17 protein-coding genes are annotated in these 19,516 nt (G+C 37.8%); 11 read left to right on the top strand and 6 right to left on the bottom strand.

The genetic code is table 11. The features are described from left to right. Window positions 1–10 precede the first annotated feature (10 nt). Both H6F32_RS16365 and H6F32_RS16360 read right to left on the bottom strand, forming a co-directional pair. Window positions 11–874, bottom strand: a complete 864-nt coding sequence (locus H6F32_RS16365) for an ABC transporter permease (RefSeq protein ID WP_190370371.1) — start codon at window positions 872–874, stop codon at window positions 11–13. Further along, complete coding sequence (locus tag H6F32_RS16360; protein ID WP_395939625.1) at window positions 831–1,685, bottom strand: ATP-binding cassette domain-containing protein; 855 nt, start codon at window positions 1,683–1,685, stop codon at window positions 831–833. The genes H6F32_RS16365 and H6F32_RS16360 overlap by 44 nt, the downstream gene beginning before the upstream one ends. A 462-nt stretch (window positions 1,686–2,147) precedes the next feature. Here H6F32_RS16360 and H6F32_RS16355 point away from each other — a divergent pair, with 462 nt between their 5' ends. The 3 genes from H6F32_RS16355 to H6F32_RS16345 all read left to right on the top strand — a co-directional run bounded on the left by H6F32_RS16355 (window position 2,148) and on the right by H6F32_RS16345 (window position 6,803). Beyond that, window positions 2,148–3,491, top strand: a complete 1,344-nt coding sequence (locus tag H6F32_RS16355) for an LLM class flavin-dependent oxidoreductase (RefSeq protein WP_190370370.1) — start codon at window positions 2,148–2,150, stop codon at window positions 3,489–3,491. 108 nt (window positions 3,492–3,599) lie between these two features. Then, window positions 3,600–4,964: an LLM class flavin-dependent oxidoreductase gene (locus tag H6F32_RS16350; protein ID WP_190370369.1), complete on the top strand. Its 1,365-nt coding sequence runs from the start codon at window positions 3,600–3,602 to the stop codon at window positions 4,962–4,964. A gap of 300 nt (window positions 4,965–5,264) precedes the next feature. Continuing rightward, window positions 5,265–6,803, top strand: a complete 1,539-nt coding sequence (locus H6F32_RS16345; RefSeq protein ID WP_190370368.1) for an amidohydrolase family protein — start codon at window positions 5,265–5,267, stop codon at window positions 6,801–6,803. A 211-nt stretch (window positions 6,804–7,014) separates the two neighbouring features. On the opposite strand, the gene H6F32_RS16340 is transcribed toward H6F32_RS16345, so the two are convergent. Next, on the bottom strand, window positions 7,015–7,182 hold the full coding sequence (locus H6F32_RS16340) for a hypothetical protein (protein WP_190370367.1): 168 nt from the start codon (window positions 7,180–7,182) through the stop codon (window positions 7,015–7,017). A gap of 282 nt (window positions 7,183–7,464) precedes the next feature. After that, entirely contained in the window at window positions 7,465–8,439 is a 975-nt protein-coding gene (locus tag H6F32_RS16335) for a carbohydrate kinase (protein WP_190370366.1), read from the bottom strand. Window positions 8,440–8,644: 205 nt separating this feature from the next. Here H6F32_RS16335 and miaB point away from each other — a divergent pair, with 205 nt between their 5' ends. Further along, on the top strand, window positions 8,645–9,985 hold the full coding sequence (gene miaB / locus H6F32_RS16330; protein ID WP_190370365.1) for a tRNA (N6-isopentenyl adenosine(37)-C2)-methylthiotransferase MiaB: 1,341 nt from the start codon (window positions 8,645–8,647) through the stop codon (window positions 9,983–9,985). 40 nt (window positions 9,986–10,025) lie between these two features. On the opposite strand, the gene psb32 is transcribed toward miaB, so the two are convergent. After that, on the bottom strand, window positions 10,026–10,766 hold the full coding sequence (gene psb32 / locus H6F32_RS16325; RefSeq protein ID WP_190370364.1) for a photosystem II repair protein Psb32: 741 nt from the start codon (window positions 10,764–10,766) through the stop codon (window positions 10,026–10,028). 347 nt (window positions 10,767–11,113) lie between these two features. Here psb32 and cysH point away from each other — a divergent pair, with 347 nt between their 5' ends. From cysH to H6F32_RS16295, 6 genes are all read left to right on the top strand, one after another. Then, window positions 11,114–11,824 carry a phosphoadenosine phosphosulfate reductase gene (gene cysH / locus H6F32_RS16320; protein ID WP_190370363.1) on the top strand — a complete coding sequence of 237 codons (711 nt, stop codon included), beginning with the start codon at window positions 11,114–11,116 and terminating at the stop codon, window positions 11,822–11,824. Between the two features lie 125 nt (window positions 11,825–11,949). Next, on the top strand, window positions 11,950–12,120 hold the full coding sequence (locus tag H6F32_RS16315; RefSeq protein WP_190370362.1) for a hypothetical protein: 171 nt from the start codon (window positions 11,950–11,952) through the stop codon (window positions 12,118–12,120). Between the two features lie 76 nt (window positions 12,121–12,196). Next, a complete protein-coding gene (gene sbcD, locus H6F32_RS16310; RefSeq protein ID WP_190370361.1) occupies window positions 12,197–13,435 on the top strand; it encodes an exonuclease subunit SbcD in 1,239 nt (412 codons plus the stop codon). A gap of 519 nt (window positions 13,436–13,954) precedes the next feature. Beyond that, a complete protein-coding gene (locus tag H6F32_RS16305; protein ID WP_190370360.1) occupies window positions 13,955–14,815 on the top strand; it encodes a Tab2/Atab2 family RNA-binding protein in 861 nt (286 codons plus the stop codon). 520 nt (window positions 14,816–15,335) lie between these two features. Further along, window positions 15,336–16,649, top strand: a complete 1,314-nt coding sequence (locus tag H6F32_RS16300) for a TldD/PmbA family protein (RefSeq protein WP_190370359.1) — start codon at window positions 15,336–15,338, stop codon at window positions 16,647–16,649. A 469-nt stretch (window positions 16,650–17,118) separates the two neighbouring features. After that, complete coding sequence (locus H6F32_RS16295; protein ID WP_190370358.1) at window positions 17,119–18,489, top strand: serine/threonine-protein kinase; 1,371 nt, start codon at window positions 17,119–17,121, stop codon at window positions 18,487–18,489. A 175-nt stretch (window positions 18,490–18,664) separates the two neighbouring features. Here the strand turns inward: H6F32_RS16295 and H6F32_RS16290 are convergent, their stop codons facing one another. Beyond that, complete coding sequence (locus tag H6F32_RS16290; RefSeq protein WP_313926658.1) at window positions 18,665–19,234, bottom strand: transposase; 570 nt, start codon at window positions 19,232–19,234, stop codon at window positions 18,665–18,667. A gap of 155 nt (window positions 19,235–19,389) precedes the next feature. Here H6F32_RS16290 and H6F32_RS20960 point away from each other — a divergent pair. After that, window positions 19,390–19,516, top strand: a 127-nt coding sequence (locus H6F32_RS20960) for a helix-turn-helix domain-containing protein (RefSeq protein WP_190370356.1), incomplete at its 3' end; no start/stop codon positions are given.

Genomic DNA, 19,516 nt, shown 5'->3' with positions numbered 1-19,516 from the left:
TTTCTCCAGATTACATTGCCACCCGTGGATAAAGTCGTCCACAGATGAAGGTTAAGCCTATTAATGTTAGCAAGAGAATTATACAATCTAACCAAAATCCATAAATACTTAAACCATTGGCCAGCATCGCACCCCGTAAAGCATCCACTTCATAAGTTAAAGGATTCAGGTGAGAAATCAGCTTTAACCAACTCGGCATCAGGGAAATAGGATAAATCGCATTACTGGCAAAAAACAAGGGCATGGTGATTAATTGCCCAATTCCTGTAAACCTTTCCCGCGATTTTACCAAACAGCCAATAATTAAGGAAAAAGTGCAAAAACAACCAGCACCTAAGAACACAACTAAAACTACTTGTACAAAAGCAAAAGGATTGTGATTTAAGTGTACACCCAACAACAAAGCTAAAAGGTAAATAAACACCACTTGGGAAAAACAACGCACACCAGAAGCAATGCTTTTACCTAAAACAATAGCAGCGCGAGGTATAGGTGCAGCCAGAAATTTATGTACAATACCTAGATCACGTTCCCAAATTAACGTCATTCCTCCAGAAAAAATGGCCACAAATAAAGCACTTTGAGCCAAAATACCAGGAGTCATAAAATCCAAGTAAGGTATATTACCTGTAGGAATAGCACGAGTCCGAGTAAATACTTGCCCAAATATCAATAACCATAAAGCCGGTTGTACTGCCCTGATCAACAAATCACTAGGATCATGGCGGAGTTTTCTGAGCTCTAACTCACTAACTACCAGAGTTTTAGTAAATAGGTTTGTAATAGCGGCAAAAATACCTTGAGGACTTTGAGGGTGATGATATCCTGGTTCAACCCAAGCGTTGGGAAGTGCGTCTAGTTCTGGCTGTTTCATGATAACTCACTCCTGATACTAATTGATTTCCTGCATAGTGAATAAATACATCATCTAACGTAGCATCTGGTTTACCGATAGCATCTTTTAATTCTGACGGTGAACCAGTGATAATCTCTTTACCTTGATTCATAATCACCACTCTGTGACATAAACTATCAGCTTCCTCTAGAAAATGGGTAGTTAAAAAGATAGTTGTACCAAAGTTCACCCGCAATTCTTCCACTAATTGCCATACTTGAGTTCTAGCCACCGGATCTAAACCTACTGTTGGCTCATCGAGAAATAATATTTGTGGTTGATGTAAAATAGCTTGAGCGATCTCTAATTTACGAATCATGCCACCAGAATAATTTCTGACTAAGCGATGTGCCACTTCTGCTAAACCCATAAATTCCAACACTTGTACAATTTGCTTTTTTCTGCGTCTAAAAGGGATATCATATAATTTAGCGAATATTAAAAGATTTTCATACCCTGTTAAAGTACCATCTGCTGACAAAGCTTGGGGTACATAACCTATGACTCTTCTCACTGCATCCGGTTGACGAGTGATATCATAACCGGCTAAATATGCTCTACCACTTGTGGGTGGTAGCAAAGTAGTTAACATTTTAATTACCGTACTTTTACCTGCTCCATTAGGACCTAGTAAACCAAAAACCTCTCCCGATGTAACGGAAATATTTAAGTTATCAACGGCTGTAAATTTATCAAAACATCGTGTTAGTTCCAAGGTTTGCAGTATTACTGATTTGGGAACTTGTGTAGATGTTACCAAGGAGTCTATTTTTCCCGTTAGTTTCATCACGTTGGGCAGACACTTCCTTTTACAAATAATTAGAATACCTAAATATTAGTATCTCATAAATTTTCCCAAAGTCAAGGGGTATAATTCAGTATTTATTAAGCAACTTAGTGTTAAAAACTTAACAAAAATAATATTATTAATCTTTTAAATACGTAAATACTTAGAAAAACTAACAATTAGAATTTAATAAATTTAGTTAATCATGTATTTTTATGAAGAGGTACTTGCTTTTTTAGAAAAGATATGAGACTATGATATTAATCTACGATAAATCAATCGGTAAACAGTAGTTTAATTAACAACCCACCAGCTAAAAGGATATCTATAGTGGATAAGGAGTTAAATCAGCTTGATCAATCATTTATCAACAACTAAATAGGCGGCAGTTAGTGTGACATATCTAACAACTGCTATATCAGAGCATCGTATTTATTTAGTGAGAAATATTACTCGGAGTTGGACATGGGCAACGAAAAAAAACAATTAAGACTTGGTGCATTTTTACCCGGAGCAGGCCAGCACGTAGCAGCGTGGAGACATCCTCTAGCGAAAACAAATGGTGCTCTGAACTTTGAACATTATAAACAGATAGCCCAAACAGCCGAGCGTGGTAAATTTGACGCATTTTTTCTTGCTGACGGTTTAGCCTTACAACATCGTGCTGGTGCAGAAGGGCGTACAGCCTTTGGAGGCGACTTTGAACCTGTCACCCTATTTTCAGGCTTATCTGCGGTAACAGAGCGTATTGGTTTTATCGCCACTGCTTCTACGACTTATGAAGATCCGTATATTTTGGCGCGTAAATTTGCTTCCTTAGATCATATTTCTGGAGGAAGAGCAGGGTGGAACGTAGTTACTACTGGTAGTAGTGAAGCAGCGGGTAATTTCGGTTTGGAAAACCATCCTATTCATGCAGAACGCTATATTCGCGCCCATGAATTTATTGATGTAGTCAAAGGTTTGTGGGATAGTTGGGAAGATGATGCTTTTGTTCGTGATAAGGAAACAGCTTTTTACTACGACCCCAACAAAATACATCAACTTAACCATAAAGGCAGATTTTTTTCTGTACGTGGCCCGTTGAACATTGCCCGTCCGCCCCAAGGTTATCCTGTAATTGTGCAAGCAGGTTCTTCTGAAGATGGTAAAGAACTGGCTGGTAGAACTGCTGAAGTTATATTTACTGCCCAACAAACTTTAGAAGATGCTCAAGCCTTCTATGCAGATGTTAAAGGTAGATTAACAAAATATGGACGTACACCAGATCAACTTAAAGTTATGCCCGGAGTATTTCCAGTAGTAGGTATCACAGAAGCAGATGCAAAAGCCAAATATCAGGAATTACAAGATTTAATACATCCTCAAGTGGGTTTAGCTCTATTGCAAGGACTGATAGGTACGGATCTTTCTGCCTATGCCCTTGATGAACCATTGCCAGATTTACCAGAAACCAATGATAACAAAAGTCGCCAAGCATTATTAATTGATATTGCACGCAGACACAATTTTACCATTAGAGAACTTTATCAATGGATTGCGGGAGCGCGTGGTCACTGGACAATTATTGGTACACCAGTACAAATTGCTAATCAATTGGAAAGCTGGTTTGTTAATGATGCTGCTGATGGCTTTAACATTATGCCTCCTTATCTTCCCGGTGGACTGGATGATTTTGTTGATTTAGTAATTCCTGAATTACAACGTCGGGGCTTATTCCGCACTGAGTATGAAGGTACAACTCTCCGGGAAAATCTGGGTTTATCTCGTCCGGTTAATCAATTTCAAAAGGTATTAGCAACAGTTTAAATAATTGCCATTACACAAAAATTTATTACATTTATTACTTTTTTCTCCTCAGAAGACGGAATTAAATGAACCACGAAGGACACGAAGGAAGAAAGGAAGAGAAGATATATGGGTCAAAAGCGTAAGTTTCGTTTGGGTGCATTTATTCAAGCCACTGGACATCATGTTTCTGCTTGGCGACACCCTCGTACACAAATAGATGCAGGTCTGAATTTTGAGCATTATAAAGAGATTACTCAAACTGCTGAACGGGGGTTATTTGATGCGGTTTTTCTAGCGGATAGTCCAGGAATTTGGGGGGGTTCGCCAGAAACTCAAAGTCGCAATGGTAAAATTGCCCATTTTGAGCCTGTGACTCTGTTTTCTGCGTTATCCTCTGTGACTACAAACATCGGCTTTATTGCCACTGCTTCCACTACTTATGAAGATCCCTACACATTGGCACGGAAGTTTGCTTCCTTGGATCATTTGAGTAAGGGGAGGGCAGGGTGGAATGTTGTCACCACAGGAAATGAAAATGCGGCAGCTAATTTTGGACTAGAGCATCATCCAGACCACGGTCAACGTTATGAACGGGCTCAAGAATTTGTGGAAGTGGTACAAGGATTGTGGGATAGTTGGGAAGATGATGCCTTTATTCGTGATAGAGAATCTGGTGTTTATTTTGATACTAACAAACTGCACACACTGAACCATAAAGGCAAATATTTTTCTGTGAGAGGTCCTTTAAATGTAGGTCGTCCTCCCCAAGGTTATCCAGTAATTGTACAAGCTGGTGCTTCTGAAGCAGGTAGAGATTTAGCTGCCCGTACTGCTGAGGTAATATTTACAGCTAATCAAACCTTAGCTGATGCCCAACAATTCTACGCAGATGTCAAAGGGCGGTTGGCAAAATACGGACGTTCTCCCGATGATCTCAAAATTATGCCTGGTGCTTTTCCGATTATAGGACGTACTGAAGAAGAAGCTCAGGAAAAATATGAGTTTTTGCAATCTTTAATTCATCCTGATGTAGCTTGGGGAATCCTCAAAAATTATTACAAAGGTGTGGATTTATCACAATTCTCTTTTGATGATTTAGCACCAGAATTACCCAGTGACACTAACAATAATAAGAGTCGCTTGAAACTGGTGACGGACTTAGCTACTCGCGGTGGTCTTACCTTAGGTCAATTGTATCTATCTTTGGCGACTGCGCGGGGTCATCGTACTATTTTGGGTACTGCTGAAACTATTGCTGATCAATTAGAAGAATGGTTTATCAATGGTGCGGCTGATGGTTTCAATATTATGCCTCCTATTCTGCCTACAGGGTTGGATGAGTTTGTAAATTTAGTTGTTCCTGTTTTGCAAAAACGTGGACTATTCCGTACTGAATACGAAGGTAGTACGTTGCGTGAAAATCTTGGTTTGCGTCGTCCGGTAAATCGTTTTGCGGTTAAACAACAGGAAAAAACATTGGTGTCGGCATAAATAAAAAAGTATGGTGCGTCAGTCGGAAATTTGTTCACAATAACGAATTTATCGCATCTGACGCACCCTACAAGAGATCGTCAGCACAGACGTTAAAAGCCTACCGGGGTTTCAAACTATCGGAAAGTTAGGCTTGTCCAAAAGACGAGAATCTTCAATCTCACGTTTAAAACTCAAGTCAAAATCAACAGCACAATCTCCCACAGATCCCCGATTTCTTGAAAATTCATAACTTTTAGATTCTGCAATTACTTGAGAAGTCGAACATCTAAATTGTCTTGCAACTTTTCTAAGGAAAATATGACTAAATATAGCAAATTGAAAAGCTCTCCCTCAGCCGCAGTTAGAGCCAATCTGGATTATCCTGTCATTGATACTGATGTTCACACTAATGATTTTACTCCTGCACTGGAGGATTATATTGCTCACTATGGCGGTGTGAAACTGGTAGATGAATTACGTAAAGCTGAATCTTCCCGTCTGAATACGAAAAGTGAAGGTAAGGACTGGTATGAACAAACTCCAGAAGAACGTCAATATAACCGCACATTAAGATCGCCTTGGTGGGCTAGAGTTACTCGTAATACCTTAGATTTGGCTACCTACACTCTCCCTGCATTACTGTATGAACGTCAAGCGGAGCAAGGATCAGATTATTCGGTATTATTCCCCAATAATGCCTTAGCTGCGGCTGGTGCAAGTAAGGAGAATCGTCAATTATTGCAACGAGCAATTAATCACTATCATGCTGATATTTACCGCAAATATAGCGATCGCCTGACTGTGGTAGCTGGTATCCCCATGACTACTCCCCAAGAAGCAATCGAGGAGTTAGAGTTTGCAGTAAAAACACTGGGGCTAAAAGTGGCAAATATTCCTGGTGGTGTGAAACGTCCCATTAGGGCGATCGCTGATAAATATCCAGCCGATCAATTCCCAGAAATTGGCAAATATGCCTCTTACATTGACTTTTTCGGTCTAGATAGTGAATACGACTACGATCCCTTCTGGGCTAAAGCTGTCGAATTAGGTGTACCTCTCACCACCCATTATGGTAGTCAAGGATGGACTGGACGTTCCTCCATTAGTAACTACATGAACAACCATATCGGTCACTTTGCTGATGGTTCACAAGCATTTGCCAAAGCCTTGTTCTTCGGTGGTGTAACTAGACGCTTCCCACAATTGCGTGTCGGTATGCTAGAAGGTGGTGCAGATTGGGGTGCTCACGTCTACATTCATTTAGTGGATCGTTTCTCCAAACGGAGTTTAGAAGGATTGCAAAACTATAACCCAGATTTAGCCAACCCCGATGAGTTGTTTGAGTTGTTTGAAAAGTATGGTGGTGATATTACTCAAGGACATTCCCTCAGCAAAGAAGAATTGACCAAGAGTGTATTGGGATCTTCCTTTAACCGTCACAGCCGTTCACCAATTGGTAGTGAACTAGAAGATTTTGGTGCAGCAGGGATTAAGACTATTGAAGATATCCGCGACGCTTGGGTCAACAGCTTCTTCTTTGGTTCTGAGTCTGATGATCGTACCATTGGAGCGGCATTCAACGACAAAGCCAACCCATTGGGAGTCAAGCTGAACGCTATTTACTCCTCCGATGTTGGACACTGGGATGTACCCGATCTCACCGCACCTTTAGCTGAAAGCTGGGATTTGGTGAGAGAAGGCGTGATTTCTGAAGATGATTTCAAAGCCTATGTATTCGGCAACCCCTATAAATTCTACACCCAAGCGAATCCTGATTTCTTCAAAGGTACAGCAGTAGAATCCCAACTACCTAAGACTGAATCTCAAGTAGAGAACAAAACCTTGGTAGCTGTGTAAATTACTTTGTGAGTAGCTATAGAGACGTTATATACAGCAGTTTCCGTTATTGTGAGGTACAGATATTAATGATAAAACCCTTGTAACACAGGCATCTTGCTGTGTTCATAGTGTACCTCATGTAGATGGAATGTGCTGTATAACCAGGACTTACACAACTGGCACATTGGTAGGGTGCGTCAGATATCAACAATTTGGTTATTTACATGATTTATACTGTCTGACGCACCCTACAACTAAGAGGAGTGATCGCTTTAAGAGCAGGTTTAATAAACTCCTTTTTATCCTCCAAACTAATATAACCCAAATTAACAGCCATATCCATCAATTCACTTAAAAACTGCCTCAACTCATCTACAACCTGTTGCTTATTCAACATCACCAATCTTTCCTCAGTAGAATAACCAACCTCCCTTAAATAACATTTAACCTATCTTCCGCACCCTCAACTGTCACAATCGGTTTTTACCGTTTTTTATGATAACATGAGGTTGTATTGTATACAAATTCTCAAAAAATTAACGGAGGTAGGAGGACAGCAAGGCATAATTTATATCCAAAAATCAAGAGAAAATTAAGTGATAATACCATGTGACACCCCAGGGTGCGGAATGTGGGCTGTAACACAGCAGGCAAGATGCCTGCATCACATTATAATTAATTATGTTTGTGAAGCTAAAAATGCTTCTACTTCCATTGCATTAGGTTGAGAAGTAATCGCCCCTGGTTTAATAGTTGTCAACGCACCTACCGCACTAGCATAGATCACCATATTTTTAGCAATTTTCGGGTCTTTAAGGCTATTAATGCCAAATTTGCCCAACTGATGGATAAACCCGGCTAGAAAGCTATCTCCTGCGCCTGTGGTATCAACTACAGACATGGAAAAGGCAGGTAATTTTCCTTCATTTTCGCCTAAACAATAACTACAACCATTTTCTCCATCTGTGACTAATACGCCCTCTAAAGAATTGAGACTGTAGGTAATTGCGCCTGGATCTGTAGTATCAAATAGCCATATTGCTTCCTCTTTGGTAAGTTTTAGAAAATCAAATCTATTTAATAATGCTTGTATTTTTGACTTGGCTGTATTTTCATCCTCCCAAAAAACAGGCCGCCAATTCACATCGAGAATGATTTTTAGATTATATTGTTCTGCTAACTCTAAAGCGCGATAAACTGCTTTTTCGCTGTCAGGATAGGCCAGTTCCAAAGTTCCCATAACCAGAAAGTCAGCATCATTAAATAGAGACTGGGGTATTTTTGTCCATTCTAAACGAGTATCCGCAAATTCTGAAGTTTGATATTTACCAAAACCTGCAAAAGAGCGATCGCCAGCCAAATCTCGCACTACATAAACTTGTCTCGTTGGTGCGGTAGAATGACGTTGCACCCCTGTTGTATCCACACCCACATCCTGCAATAATTGTACTAAAGTATTTCCTGCCGTATCTTCTCCCACAGCACCAATAAAACCCGCAGAAGTTCCTAACTTCACTAAAGCACAGGCCACATTTGCTGGTGCACCTCCGGGATAAGCAGTCCATGATTGCACTTCATCTAATTTTAGCCCCAATTGATCAGCTAAACAATCGAACAAGATTTCACCAAGACACAAAACACGGGAATTACTCATTTTAATTTATGATTTTCGATTAGGCTATAACTTTAGTTTAGGAGAATATTCCATTTCTACATCAGGATGTATGGTTATCTCCAGCTACAATTCCATTATCAGACATTGCACATTTAATTATCATCAGATGTCTATATTCTGATCAACTTGTTATAAATGTTATAAAATAGTGAAATTATTCGTTACTAATTAAGCGTAATTCCCCATGACTACGAACCGCAGCTATCATATTACAACTTTCGGATGCCAAATGAATAAAGCTGACTCTGAACGCATGGCTGGTATATTAGAAAATATGGGCTTTGTCTGGTCAGATGATCCTCATCAAGCTAATGTTATCCTTTATAATACCTGCACTATCAGAGACAATGCTGAACAAAAAGTATATTCCTATTTAGGCAGACAAGCTAAACGTAAACACGAACAACCTGATTTAACCTTAATAGTTGCTGGTTGTGTCGCCCAACAAGAAGGAGAGGCTTTATTGCGTCGTGTTCCTGAACTAGATTTAGTTATGGGACCACAACACGCTAACCGTCTTCAAGATTTATTGGAGTCGGTATTTGCAGGTAATCAAATTGTTGCAACGGAAGAAGTTCACATTTTTGAAGATATTACCCAACCCCGTCGAGATAGTAAAATTACTGCTTGGGTAAATGTGATTTATGGTTGCAATGAACGCTGTACTTATTGTGTAGTTCCTAATGTACGCGGTGTGGAACAGTCACGCACTCCTGAAGCTATCCGTGCAGAAATTGAAAGTTTAGGTAAACAAGGTTACAAGGAGATTACGCTTTTAGGTCAAAACATAGATGCCTATGGTCGAGATTTACCTGGTTCAACTCCTGAAGGTCGTCATAAACATACTTTAACAGATTTGCTTTATTATATTCATGATGTACCAGGAATTGAAAGAATTAGATTTGCTACTAGTCATCCTCGCTATTTTACAGAGAGATTGATTAAAGCCTGTGCAGAATTACCTAAAATATGTGAACATTTTCATATTCCCTTTCAGTCGGGAGATAATCAGATATTAAAGGAAATGGCGCGGGGTTATAATCAAGAAAAGTACCGTCGCATAATTGAGACAATTAGGGAATATATGCCGGATGCGTCTATTAGTGCAGATGCAATTGTGGGTTTTCCAGGAGAAACGGAGGAACAGTTTGTTAATACTTTAAAACTAACGGAAGATATCGGTTTTGATATGTTGAATACGGCAGCTTATTCTCCTCGTCCTAATACTCCAGCGGCTTTATGGGATAATCAGTTAAGCGAAGAAGTAAAAAGCGATCGCCTACAAAGATTAAATCACTTAGTAGCAATAAAAGCAAGTGAGCGATCGCAGCGTTATTTTGGCAGAATAGAGGAAGTATTAGTAGAAGATCAAAATCCTAAAGATCCTACTCAAGTCATGGGAAGAACCAGAGGAAACCGTCTGACATTTTTTACAGGAGACATCAATTCACTAAAAGGGCAACTTGTCAAGGTAAAAATTACTGATGTTCGCGCTTTTAGTTTGACTGGAGTTAGCTGTCAGTAGTCAGTAGTCAGTAGTCAATTTTTTGATTTTAAGCTGATAGCTATTGACCACTAGAAGGCTGATTAATCTGGTAAATATAATAAGTAGCCATAGGAATGACTGTAGCAGCAATTAACAAACCTATTACCCAAGCAGTAGCATTACCCTGATCAGTATCTTCAGCCTTGGTAAAAGTACCTTCTACCTGGACATTATCCACTACTTTAGGCGGACCAGGATCAGCCTCTCCAGAAAGTACTGCAGATAGGCGATCGCTCACATCCAAAAAAGCCTGATTATACTTATTCCCATCACGTAAAGCCACACCCAAAGTTTCGTTAACTACACTATTAGCAATAGCATCAGTTAATAAAGGCTTCACAGCATTACCGCTAACAATAGCTGCACCATTGGTAAGGGTATCAATCAACAATAAAGTTTCATGATTTTGCTGTTCCTGATCTGTAAACCACTGAGTAAATAAACCCTGGGCAAAACTTAAAGGAGTTTCACCGTAATCAAAACGACGGATAGTAACAATTCTGACATTATTGCCAGTCTTTTTGGACAAAGTTCTTAAAACACCATTAATTTCACCCTCATTAGCACGACTGACCACCTCACCTTGATCTAAAATCCATGTATCTGGACTTAAACTAGGAATTTCATAAACACCAGTAGCATGAGCCGGAAGAATAAATACAGCAGTAGACAATACCATTACCAACACTGGTAAAATCAAGCGGGTAAAGTATTTTTGATAACTTTGATAGCTAAATAATTGCTTGAGTATTTGCAACATAATGATAAATCCCAAGATAATAGATAATTAATGATTTTACTAGAGGGTGTGATCATCGCATTAATTAAGAAACTTGATTGATAGCAGATCAAGATTTTAGATGTGATGTGTACATTAATCAGATAAAATTTATCTAAAGTAGAACTTACCCAAGTGTCACACCAAAAATCTGATGTAGGGTGCGTCAGATATCAAAAATCTGTATATTTACATGATTTGCACTGATGTAGGGTGCGTCAGATATCAAAAATCTGTGTATTTATATGATTTATACTGTCTGAGGCACCTTACTAATGTCCCAGTTGCGTAAGTCCTGTAAAGTAAAAAACCTAGCGTAGAACAATATTATGACCACAGTACCATCTACCACATTTAACCTAGACCAACTAAATGAGCAGTTTGAAAGTGCATCTCCTACAGAAATTATCACCTGGTCTGTACAAAATATTCCCACAGGACTAGTACAAACCAGTGCTTTTAATGTGGATGATATCATTTTAACTGACATTCTTTATAAAACCCTGGGTACACGCACTCCAGTCATTTTTTTAGACACTCTTTATCACTTTAAAGAAACTTTAGAATTAGTGGGTAAAGTTGTAGAAATATACGGGCTTGATTTAAGAACCTATAAAAATCTCGATGTAGACACAAGAGAAGCCTTTGCTGCTAAATTTGGTGAAGCACTTTGGGATACTGATATCCTTAAATTCCATGAAATCACCAAGATTGAACCTTTACAACGCGGTTTAGATGAACTAAACACCGTTGCTTGGATTACTGGTCGTCGTAGGGATCAAGCTGTAACTCGTGCAAATATGCCTATATTTGAATTAGATGGTAAAAGCAGATTAAAGATTAATCCTTTAGCAGCTTGGACACGCAAACAAAGTTGGGCGTATGTAGCCGAACACAAAGTAATTTATAATCCTTTACACGATCAAGGTTATCCTAGTATTGGTGATGAACCTATCACAACTAGGGTAGGTGAAGGTGAAGATGAACGCGCTGGCCGTTGGAGAGGTACGGGTAAAACTGAGTGTGGTATTCACATTTAATTGATTTGATGATTGGTGATTGGTGATTGGTGATTGGTAAATAAAAGAATTATCAATTGTCAATTGTCAATTGTCAACTTATGATATAATTAAAATATGGTTGTTTCTCAAATTAGAAAAAAACTATGTTGAAACATCAAATCACTATTGATACTAGCCCAGAAAACGCTCAGAAATTTGCATCTTTATCTACGGAAAAACAAGATCAATTAAAAATATTGCTTAATTTAAAATTAAAAGAACTGATTAATAAAAATACTGAAAATACGGGTTTAATAGAAGAATTACTAATTTAAAAATGGCATTATTTACAAGAGAACCATCAAATACAAAGTGTATGATCAAAATTATTTCTCCTAACTGCTTAATATTATGATTAAAATTCTCCATCTTTCAGATATACACATTGGTAGTGGTTTCTCTCACGGACGTATTAACCCTGTAACAGGACAAAATACCAGATTAGAAGATTTTGTCCAAACCCTATCTTTATGTATTGATAGAGCATTAAATGAACCTGTAGACTTAGTAGTTTTTGGTGGAGATGCTTTCCCTAATGCTACCCCAGCGCCCTATGTTCAAGAAGCATTTGCAAATCAATTTAGACGACTGGTAGATGCAGATATTCCCACAGTTTTATTAGTAGGAAATCATGATCTACATTCTCATGGTTTGGGAGGTGCTAGTTTAAATATTTATCGCACTTTAGGAGTTCCAGGTTTTGTGGTAGGAGATACTTTAACTACTCATCGTATTACTACTAAAAATGGTGATCTTCAAGTTATTACTCTTCCTTGGTTAACTCGCTCTACTTTGATGACTCGTCAAGAAACTCATGGGTTATCTTTATCAGAAGTGAATAATTTATTAACTGATAGATTAAATGTTGTGTTAGAAGGAGAAATTCGTCGTCTTGATCCTGAAATTCCTACCATATTATTAGCACATTTAATGGCTGATCATGCCACTTTAGGAGCAGAAAGATTATTAGCAGTGGGAAAAGGTTTTACTTTACCAGTATCTTTATTAACCAGACCTTGTTTTGATTATGTAGCTTTAGGCCATGTTCATAAACATCAGAATTTGAATAAGTCTAATGATCCTCCGGTAATTTATCCTGGAAGTATTGAAAGGGTAGATTTTTCTGAGGAGAAAGAAGAAAAGGGTTATGTGATGGTAGAGTTGGAAAAAGGTAAAGCACAATGGGAATTTTGTCCTGTACCTGCGCGGGTATTTAAAACCATTGAAGTAGATTTATCTAAACAGGAAGATCCCCAAACTGCTTTGATTGAGGCGATCGCTCGATATAATATTCAAGATGTAGTAGTGAGACTAATTTACAAATTACGTTCAGAACAGTTGGATTTAATTCATAATGCTAGTTTACATAGTGCTTTAAATGCTGCTCATAGTTATACTATTCAACCAGAATTAGTCAGTCAATTAGCTAAACCTCGTATTCCTGAATTAAATGCTAGTAATAGTATTGATCCTATGGAAGCATTAAAAACCTATTTAGACAATCGAGATGATTTGAAAGATATTTCTACCTATATGTTAGAAGCAGCACAGACTTTATTAGCAGATGACTTAGTAATTAGTGAGTGGTAACTGTCATGAAAAGGTAAAAAATAGGTCAAGGTAAAAATAAATTTAAGCAATAGTTTAAGTTAAATAAACTACAATTCTTATTTAGTTATAATGAGGACTTACGCAAGTGTCACAATAAAAAATCTGTTGTGGGGTGCGTCAGATATCAACAATTTGGTTATTTACATGATTTATACTGTCTGAGGTGGTTGGTGATCTCGTCGAACCGCACCCTACCAATGTGCCAGTTGCGTAAGTCCAGATAATATCTAAATAGCATATTAACTTGACAAGCTAAGTTGATAAAATGTAACAGTTATATCTAGTGGTTAATCTACGAAAATAGCGATCGCTTATTGATAACATGAACAACAAGATCCCTGCACTTTTCAAAAAGTTGAGGATTTGAATGTGTCAATTTATATATATATAAATAAAAATAAATGAGTACTAGCGTCATTTTACAACTTCATCTTCTGGTGACTAGCACAAACTTCTGCTGTAAAATATCAAAGAATTACAGATTATGATAACTAAAACATGGGCAGTATTTGGGAACTGGATTTTTACTCCCGTCCAATTTTGGACGAAAATCAAAAAAAAGTATGGGAAGTGTTAGTCTGTGAAAGTCCTGTGGACACAACTACTAAAACAGATACCTTATTTCGCTATGCTAAATATTGCCCGAGTACAGAGGTAAATTCTGGTTGGTTACGCACTGCATTACAAGAAGCGATCTCTCAATCCGGATCACCACCAATTAAAATACGCTTCTTCCGCCGACAAATGAATAACATGATTACTAAAGCCTGCGAAGGTGTGGGTATTCCTGCCTTACCTAGCCGTAAAACTTTAGTTCTCAATCAATGGATAAAACAACGAATGGAAGAAGTATATCCTCAAGAACAAGGATATCAAGGAGGAAGTAGTGCTTCTGTAAGATTAGATCGTCCCTTACCACAACGCTTACCAGATGCTTTAGAAGGGAAACAATGGGCATTTGTCACATTAACAGTAGCAGACTTAGCGGAAATGCCAGAATGGGAAATTGGTTTTGGCGAGGCTTTTCCCCTAGATTTGGTAAAATTAGCTCCAGAAACTAAAATTCCTGGAATTTTGATCTTTTCCCCTAGAGCTTTACCCATCGCTGGTTGGATGTCTGGTTTAGAACTAGCTTATTTGCGGTTTGATACTACCCAGGGAGACAGATTAATCCTAGAAACCGGTGCAACAGAAAGCTGGATAGTTGCTAATATTCGTAGCTCTGAACTGTTGTTACAAGCTAAGGGTTTTGATATAGCTAAACAAGAAGCGAAAGGAGTACATTTTATTGGTGTACAATCAGATCCGCAATCACAAACTTTTGCTGGTTTCTGGTTGCTACAAGAGATAAGTTTGTAATAAGCTACTAGCTATCAGCCTTGAGCTAATTATCAGTAGTGCGAGTATCTCGCTCACTTATGTTATAAATTTATCATCTATTCGTCACCTATCAGCTAAATAATGTAGATTTAGGGGAAATTCTAACTCCCAACTCCCTGTACAGGTTTAGCAGTATAACCCTCAGCCCGACTGGGAATTAATTCCCAGTCTAATAGCAAAAGTCATATAAAGATGACTAAAGAACCAGAAAACTTTTTTACGTTATTTAGTTTACTTTAGTTTACTTTAGTTTACTTTAGTTAAGCTGTTGTGCTTTTAATTTTGATAATAGATGCAAGCAAGATGCTTGCACTACAGTAATTTTAGGTTTTTTAGTTATACAGTGAGTGCTGCACATCAGCTTATTAGCCTGGAACTATCACTTACGCGATGCTAAAAGTTCCAAGCGGGTAGGTTAGTAAAATCTGTAGCTTAAATTTACACTAATAAGCTCATGCTTTACCAATACTGACTCCTGACTCTTTGATCTCCTTTTTTTATGACTTCTGGAAATTTGTCACAAAATATACTCGCAGAAACACTGCTAGAACTTGCTCTCAAGTCCGGTGCAGAAGCAGCAGAGGTATATCAATCTCAATCGCTGTCTCGTCCAGTTTTGTTTGAAGCTAATCGTCTAAAAACTTTAGAAACAAGTCAAGCTGAAGGCATAGCCCTCCGAATTTGGTATAATAATAAACCTGGACTTACTGTAGCCTATGGTGATGTCACACCGCAAAGTATGGTAGATAAGGCTTTAGCTTTAAGTCAATTAAATCAGCCAGAAACCGTAGAGTTATCTAGTCATGCTGGTATATCTTATCCTAACTTGGGTCGATCTGTTTCAGTAGAAACACTAATAGATTGGGGTAAAGAAGCGATCGCTCTCGTTCGTGATATTTACTCCGATGTTCTCTGTCATAGTGATTGGGAATGTGATGTGGAAAACACAAGAATTATTAATAGTCAAGGTTTAGATTCATATTATAGTGACACTACTCTTAGCTGTTATATGTCTGCTGAATGGATACGTGGTGATGACTTCTTGAGTGTTTCTGATGGACAAACTCAACGTTCTCAACTAGATCCTCATAAATTAGCTAATCAAATTTTACAAAGATTACATTGGGCTAAAGAAAATGTACCCACGCCTCAAGGTCGTTTTCCAGTATTATTTACAGCTAAAGCTGCTGATATGTTATGGGGAACAGTACAGTCAGCTTTAAATGGTAAACACATCTTAGAAAAATCCTCACCTTGGGTAGAACGACAAAATACACTAGTAATTTCCCCCCTGTTGACATTGTATCAAGATCCGGAAGCAGGTCCCTATAGTTGTCCCTTTGATGATGAAGGTGAACCTACACAGTCATTAGTATTTATTGATCAGGGCGTTTTGAAGCATTTTTATAGCGATCGCACCACTAGCAGAGAATTAAATCTCAGTAGTACAGGTAACGGATTTCGCCCTGGTTTAAGTGGTTATCCTTCCCCTGGTTTATTTAACTTTCTCATTCAACCGGGTAATTTATCATTACAAAACTTAATTCATCAATTGGATGATGGTTTAATAATTGATCAAATGTTAGGTGGAAGTAGTGGGTTATCCGGTGATTTTTCCATCAACATTGATTTAGGATATCGTGTGCAAAATGGCCAGATTATTGGTAGGGTCAAAGATACAATGGTAGCAGGTAATGTTTATCATGCTCTCAAACAAGTAACCCATTTAGGAGCAGATGCAGATTGGAATGGTTCTTGCTATACACCTTCTTTAATTGTGGAAGGTTTATCAATTACGGGTAAAAACATTTAATATAGAGGTAAACTACTTCGTGGTTGCCCCATAACCCTACAAGATTGTGCTAAAATAAAATCTGCGAAAAATCACATTATCAAAAATTATGATCCTACAAACATGGCAACAATCCCATTCTCAAGAATTGCAAAAAATTACTGACACATTGATTATGCTGCTAGTCGAGCAGGTATTTATGAAGATGAGGAAATTTAGTGACATATTTAATTGACACAAATATTATTTTGAGAATAGCACAACCAAATCATCCAATGTGTGCAGAATCTTTAAATGCACTTGCTACACTCCGAAGACAAAAAGAAGACTTTTATCTAACACATCAAAATCTCAGGATATTGTCTTTGGTTTACAACCTCCTTACAAACGCCCTTATACTGGTTATGGAGTAGCTTAATATGTCTTTATTATTGACGAATAATATCCTCATCTTCGTATAATAAATTAATCACAGAGCAGGATCAAGGGTATGATAATTTGGCAACCAGGACAACCAATAAACAACGGTAGATTTACCATTCAAAGCGTTTTAGGACAAGGTGGTTTTGGCATCACCTACAAAGCGTTAGAACCTAGCACTGGTAAATTATACGCCATTAAAACCCTTAACTCTACCATGCAATTGCAAGAAGACTTTGCAGAACAACAGGTTAAGTTTATTAACGAAGCATTGACAATTAAAGGTTTTGAGCATAAACATATTGTCAAGGTTTATGAAGTTATCCAAGAAGGTCAACTTTTTGGCGTGGTAATGGAATATATTGATGGAATGACTTTATTTAAGTATGTGCAAAGCAAAGGACAATTATCAGAAAGTGAAGCACTATTATATATAGATCAAATTGGTCAATCTTTAGAGTATATCCACAATAAAGGACAATTACACCGCGATATTAAACCCCAAAATATTTTATTACGTCAAAATCAACAAGAAGCAGTTTTAATTGATTTTGGTTTAACTCGCAGTATTGCTACAAAAAGCATGACAGCTTCTTTAACAGAAGGTTATGCACCTATTGAACAATATCGTCGTCAAGGTAATTTTGGATCTCATACAGATGTTTATGCTTTAGCTGCTACTTTATATTATTTATTAACAGCTAATGGACTGAAAAAAGAGGGAGAAGTTAGTCCTGTACCCGCACTTAACCGGAAATATGATGAACCTCCTGTAATTTTACCTGCACCTAAACATTATAATTCTGGTATTAGTCAGAGGGTAAATGATGCTATTTTAGCAGGGATGGAAATAGAACCGGAAAGACGCACTGCGACGGTTTTAAAGTTTCGAGAAAATTTGGGTTTAGTTAGTAGTGGAAACCCAGGAGAGGTAGAATTAAAATCAGATGTAGGAATGGATTATAGCAAACTGCGTGACTACCTCAAAGGAGGAAAATGGAAAGAAGCGGATGAGGAAACAAGAAGGGTAATGTTAGCAGTTGCAAAACGGGAAAAAGAAGGTTGGTTAGATGATGAACACATTTATAATTTTCCTGATAATTTTCCCTGTGCAGACCTTCGCACCATTGACCAATTATGGGTAAAATACAGTAATGGTAGATTTGGGTTTTCTGTACAGAAACGGATTTATCAAGGTTTAGGGGGAACGAGAGAATATAACTGGGATATTTGGCAGAAGTTCTTTGACAAAGTAGGATGGATAAAAGGAGGAAGATGGTTGTACTACAGCAATATTACTTTTGATATAAAAGCACCAGAAGGCCACCTCCCAGGGATCACCTACCACAAATCACCTTTTATTACACCTATTACACCTTTACCTTGGTTGTTTGATGAAATAAACTCTTTCTTTTCTCGCGTCGAGACTTGTAAAGTGTAACATTTAAGGGTTACAAAAAATTATTAAGATTTGTTAACAGGTGATTTGGTACGAAGTCTTGCGGGTTCTGGGTTTTCGTTACCTGGTACTCGGTTTTTCCAAACAAGGTGAAAAATCCTGTAGTACAATAAAGACTAATACGAGTTTTATCATCCTGAAAATCCTCAAATCCTGGTTATCCTGATTTTGACGAGTTAGGATTTGCATTATAACAATTAGCTTTAACAAATCTTGTTGCTACTTCTTGTATTTCCTCATTATCAAAATTTAACTCATCCCAAAACAGCTTTAACTGTCCTGGGGAAGACTTCTTACCTTTTCGTTGTGGTTTCATCCCCGATAACAACCGACTTCCCCAACGGTTGCGTTTTTCCGGTTTAGGTTGGGGACGATATTTTTTACAGAAACCGCGATATTTTGCAGCACATTCTTCTAAAGTTTGTCCTAACGATAAAAAAGCTGGATGCCAAGTTGTGATACCATCATTACCTAACCTATCGTGAACACCATAATTACTAAAATCATAAAATAATCCTTGTTGCACACCTGCCGCTTTAGGATTAGCATGAATATAACGCAAAGTATTTAAAGCGCGTTTTTTGTCAGTATTCGCAAAACCTGTACTGTGATAACGCTTTTCCCAAAAATGTCCGCTACGGTTAAGCATTTGGTTAAAACACATAGCAGTGTACCAGTTTAACCAGTGCATGATTTTCGGTAAATCCTCCGGTTGTTGTGGTTCTATGAGCTTGTCCTAAGTTGACAGTTTCATAGACAAACCTATACAGAACTAGATAAAGCTCATCAGTATTTGATGTATAACTCTCATGAATTAGCTAAAAAATTAAACAAAATGTGCCAAACTTAGACAATAAAGAAATACAGTGTTGAGAGCATCTCATGCTTTTATCCATTAAAACAAAACTCAAGTTAAATAAAACCCAAGAAATATTAATGGCTAAACACGCGGGTATAGCTAGGTTTACCTATAATTGGGGTTTAGCGACTTGGCAAGATTTGTATAATA

Source organism: Anabaena sp. FACHB-1237, from assembly GCF_014696225.1.
Taxonomy (GTDB): Bacteria; Cyanobacteriota; Cyanobacteriia; order Cyanobacteriales; family Nostocaceae; genus FACHB-1237.
Note: the sequence above shows the minus strand (reverse complement) of the source record. Positions and strands in the feature narration are given on the sequence as shown.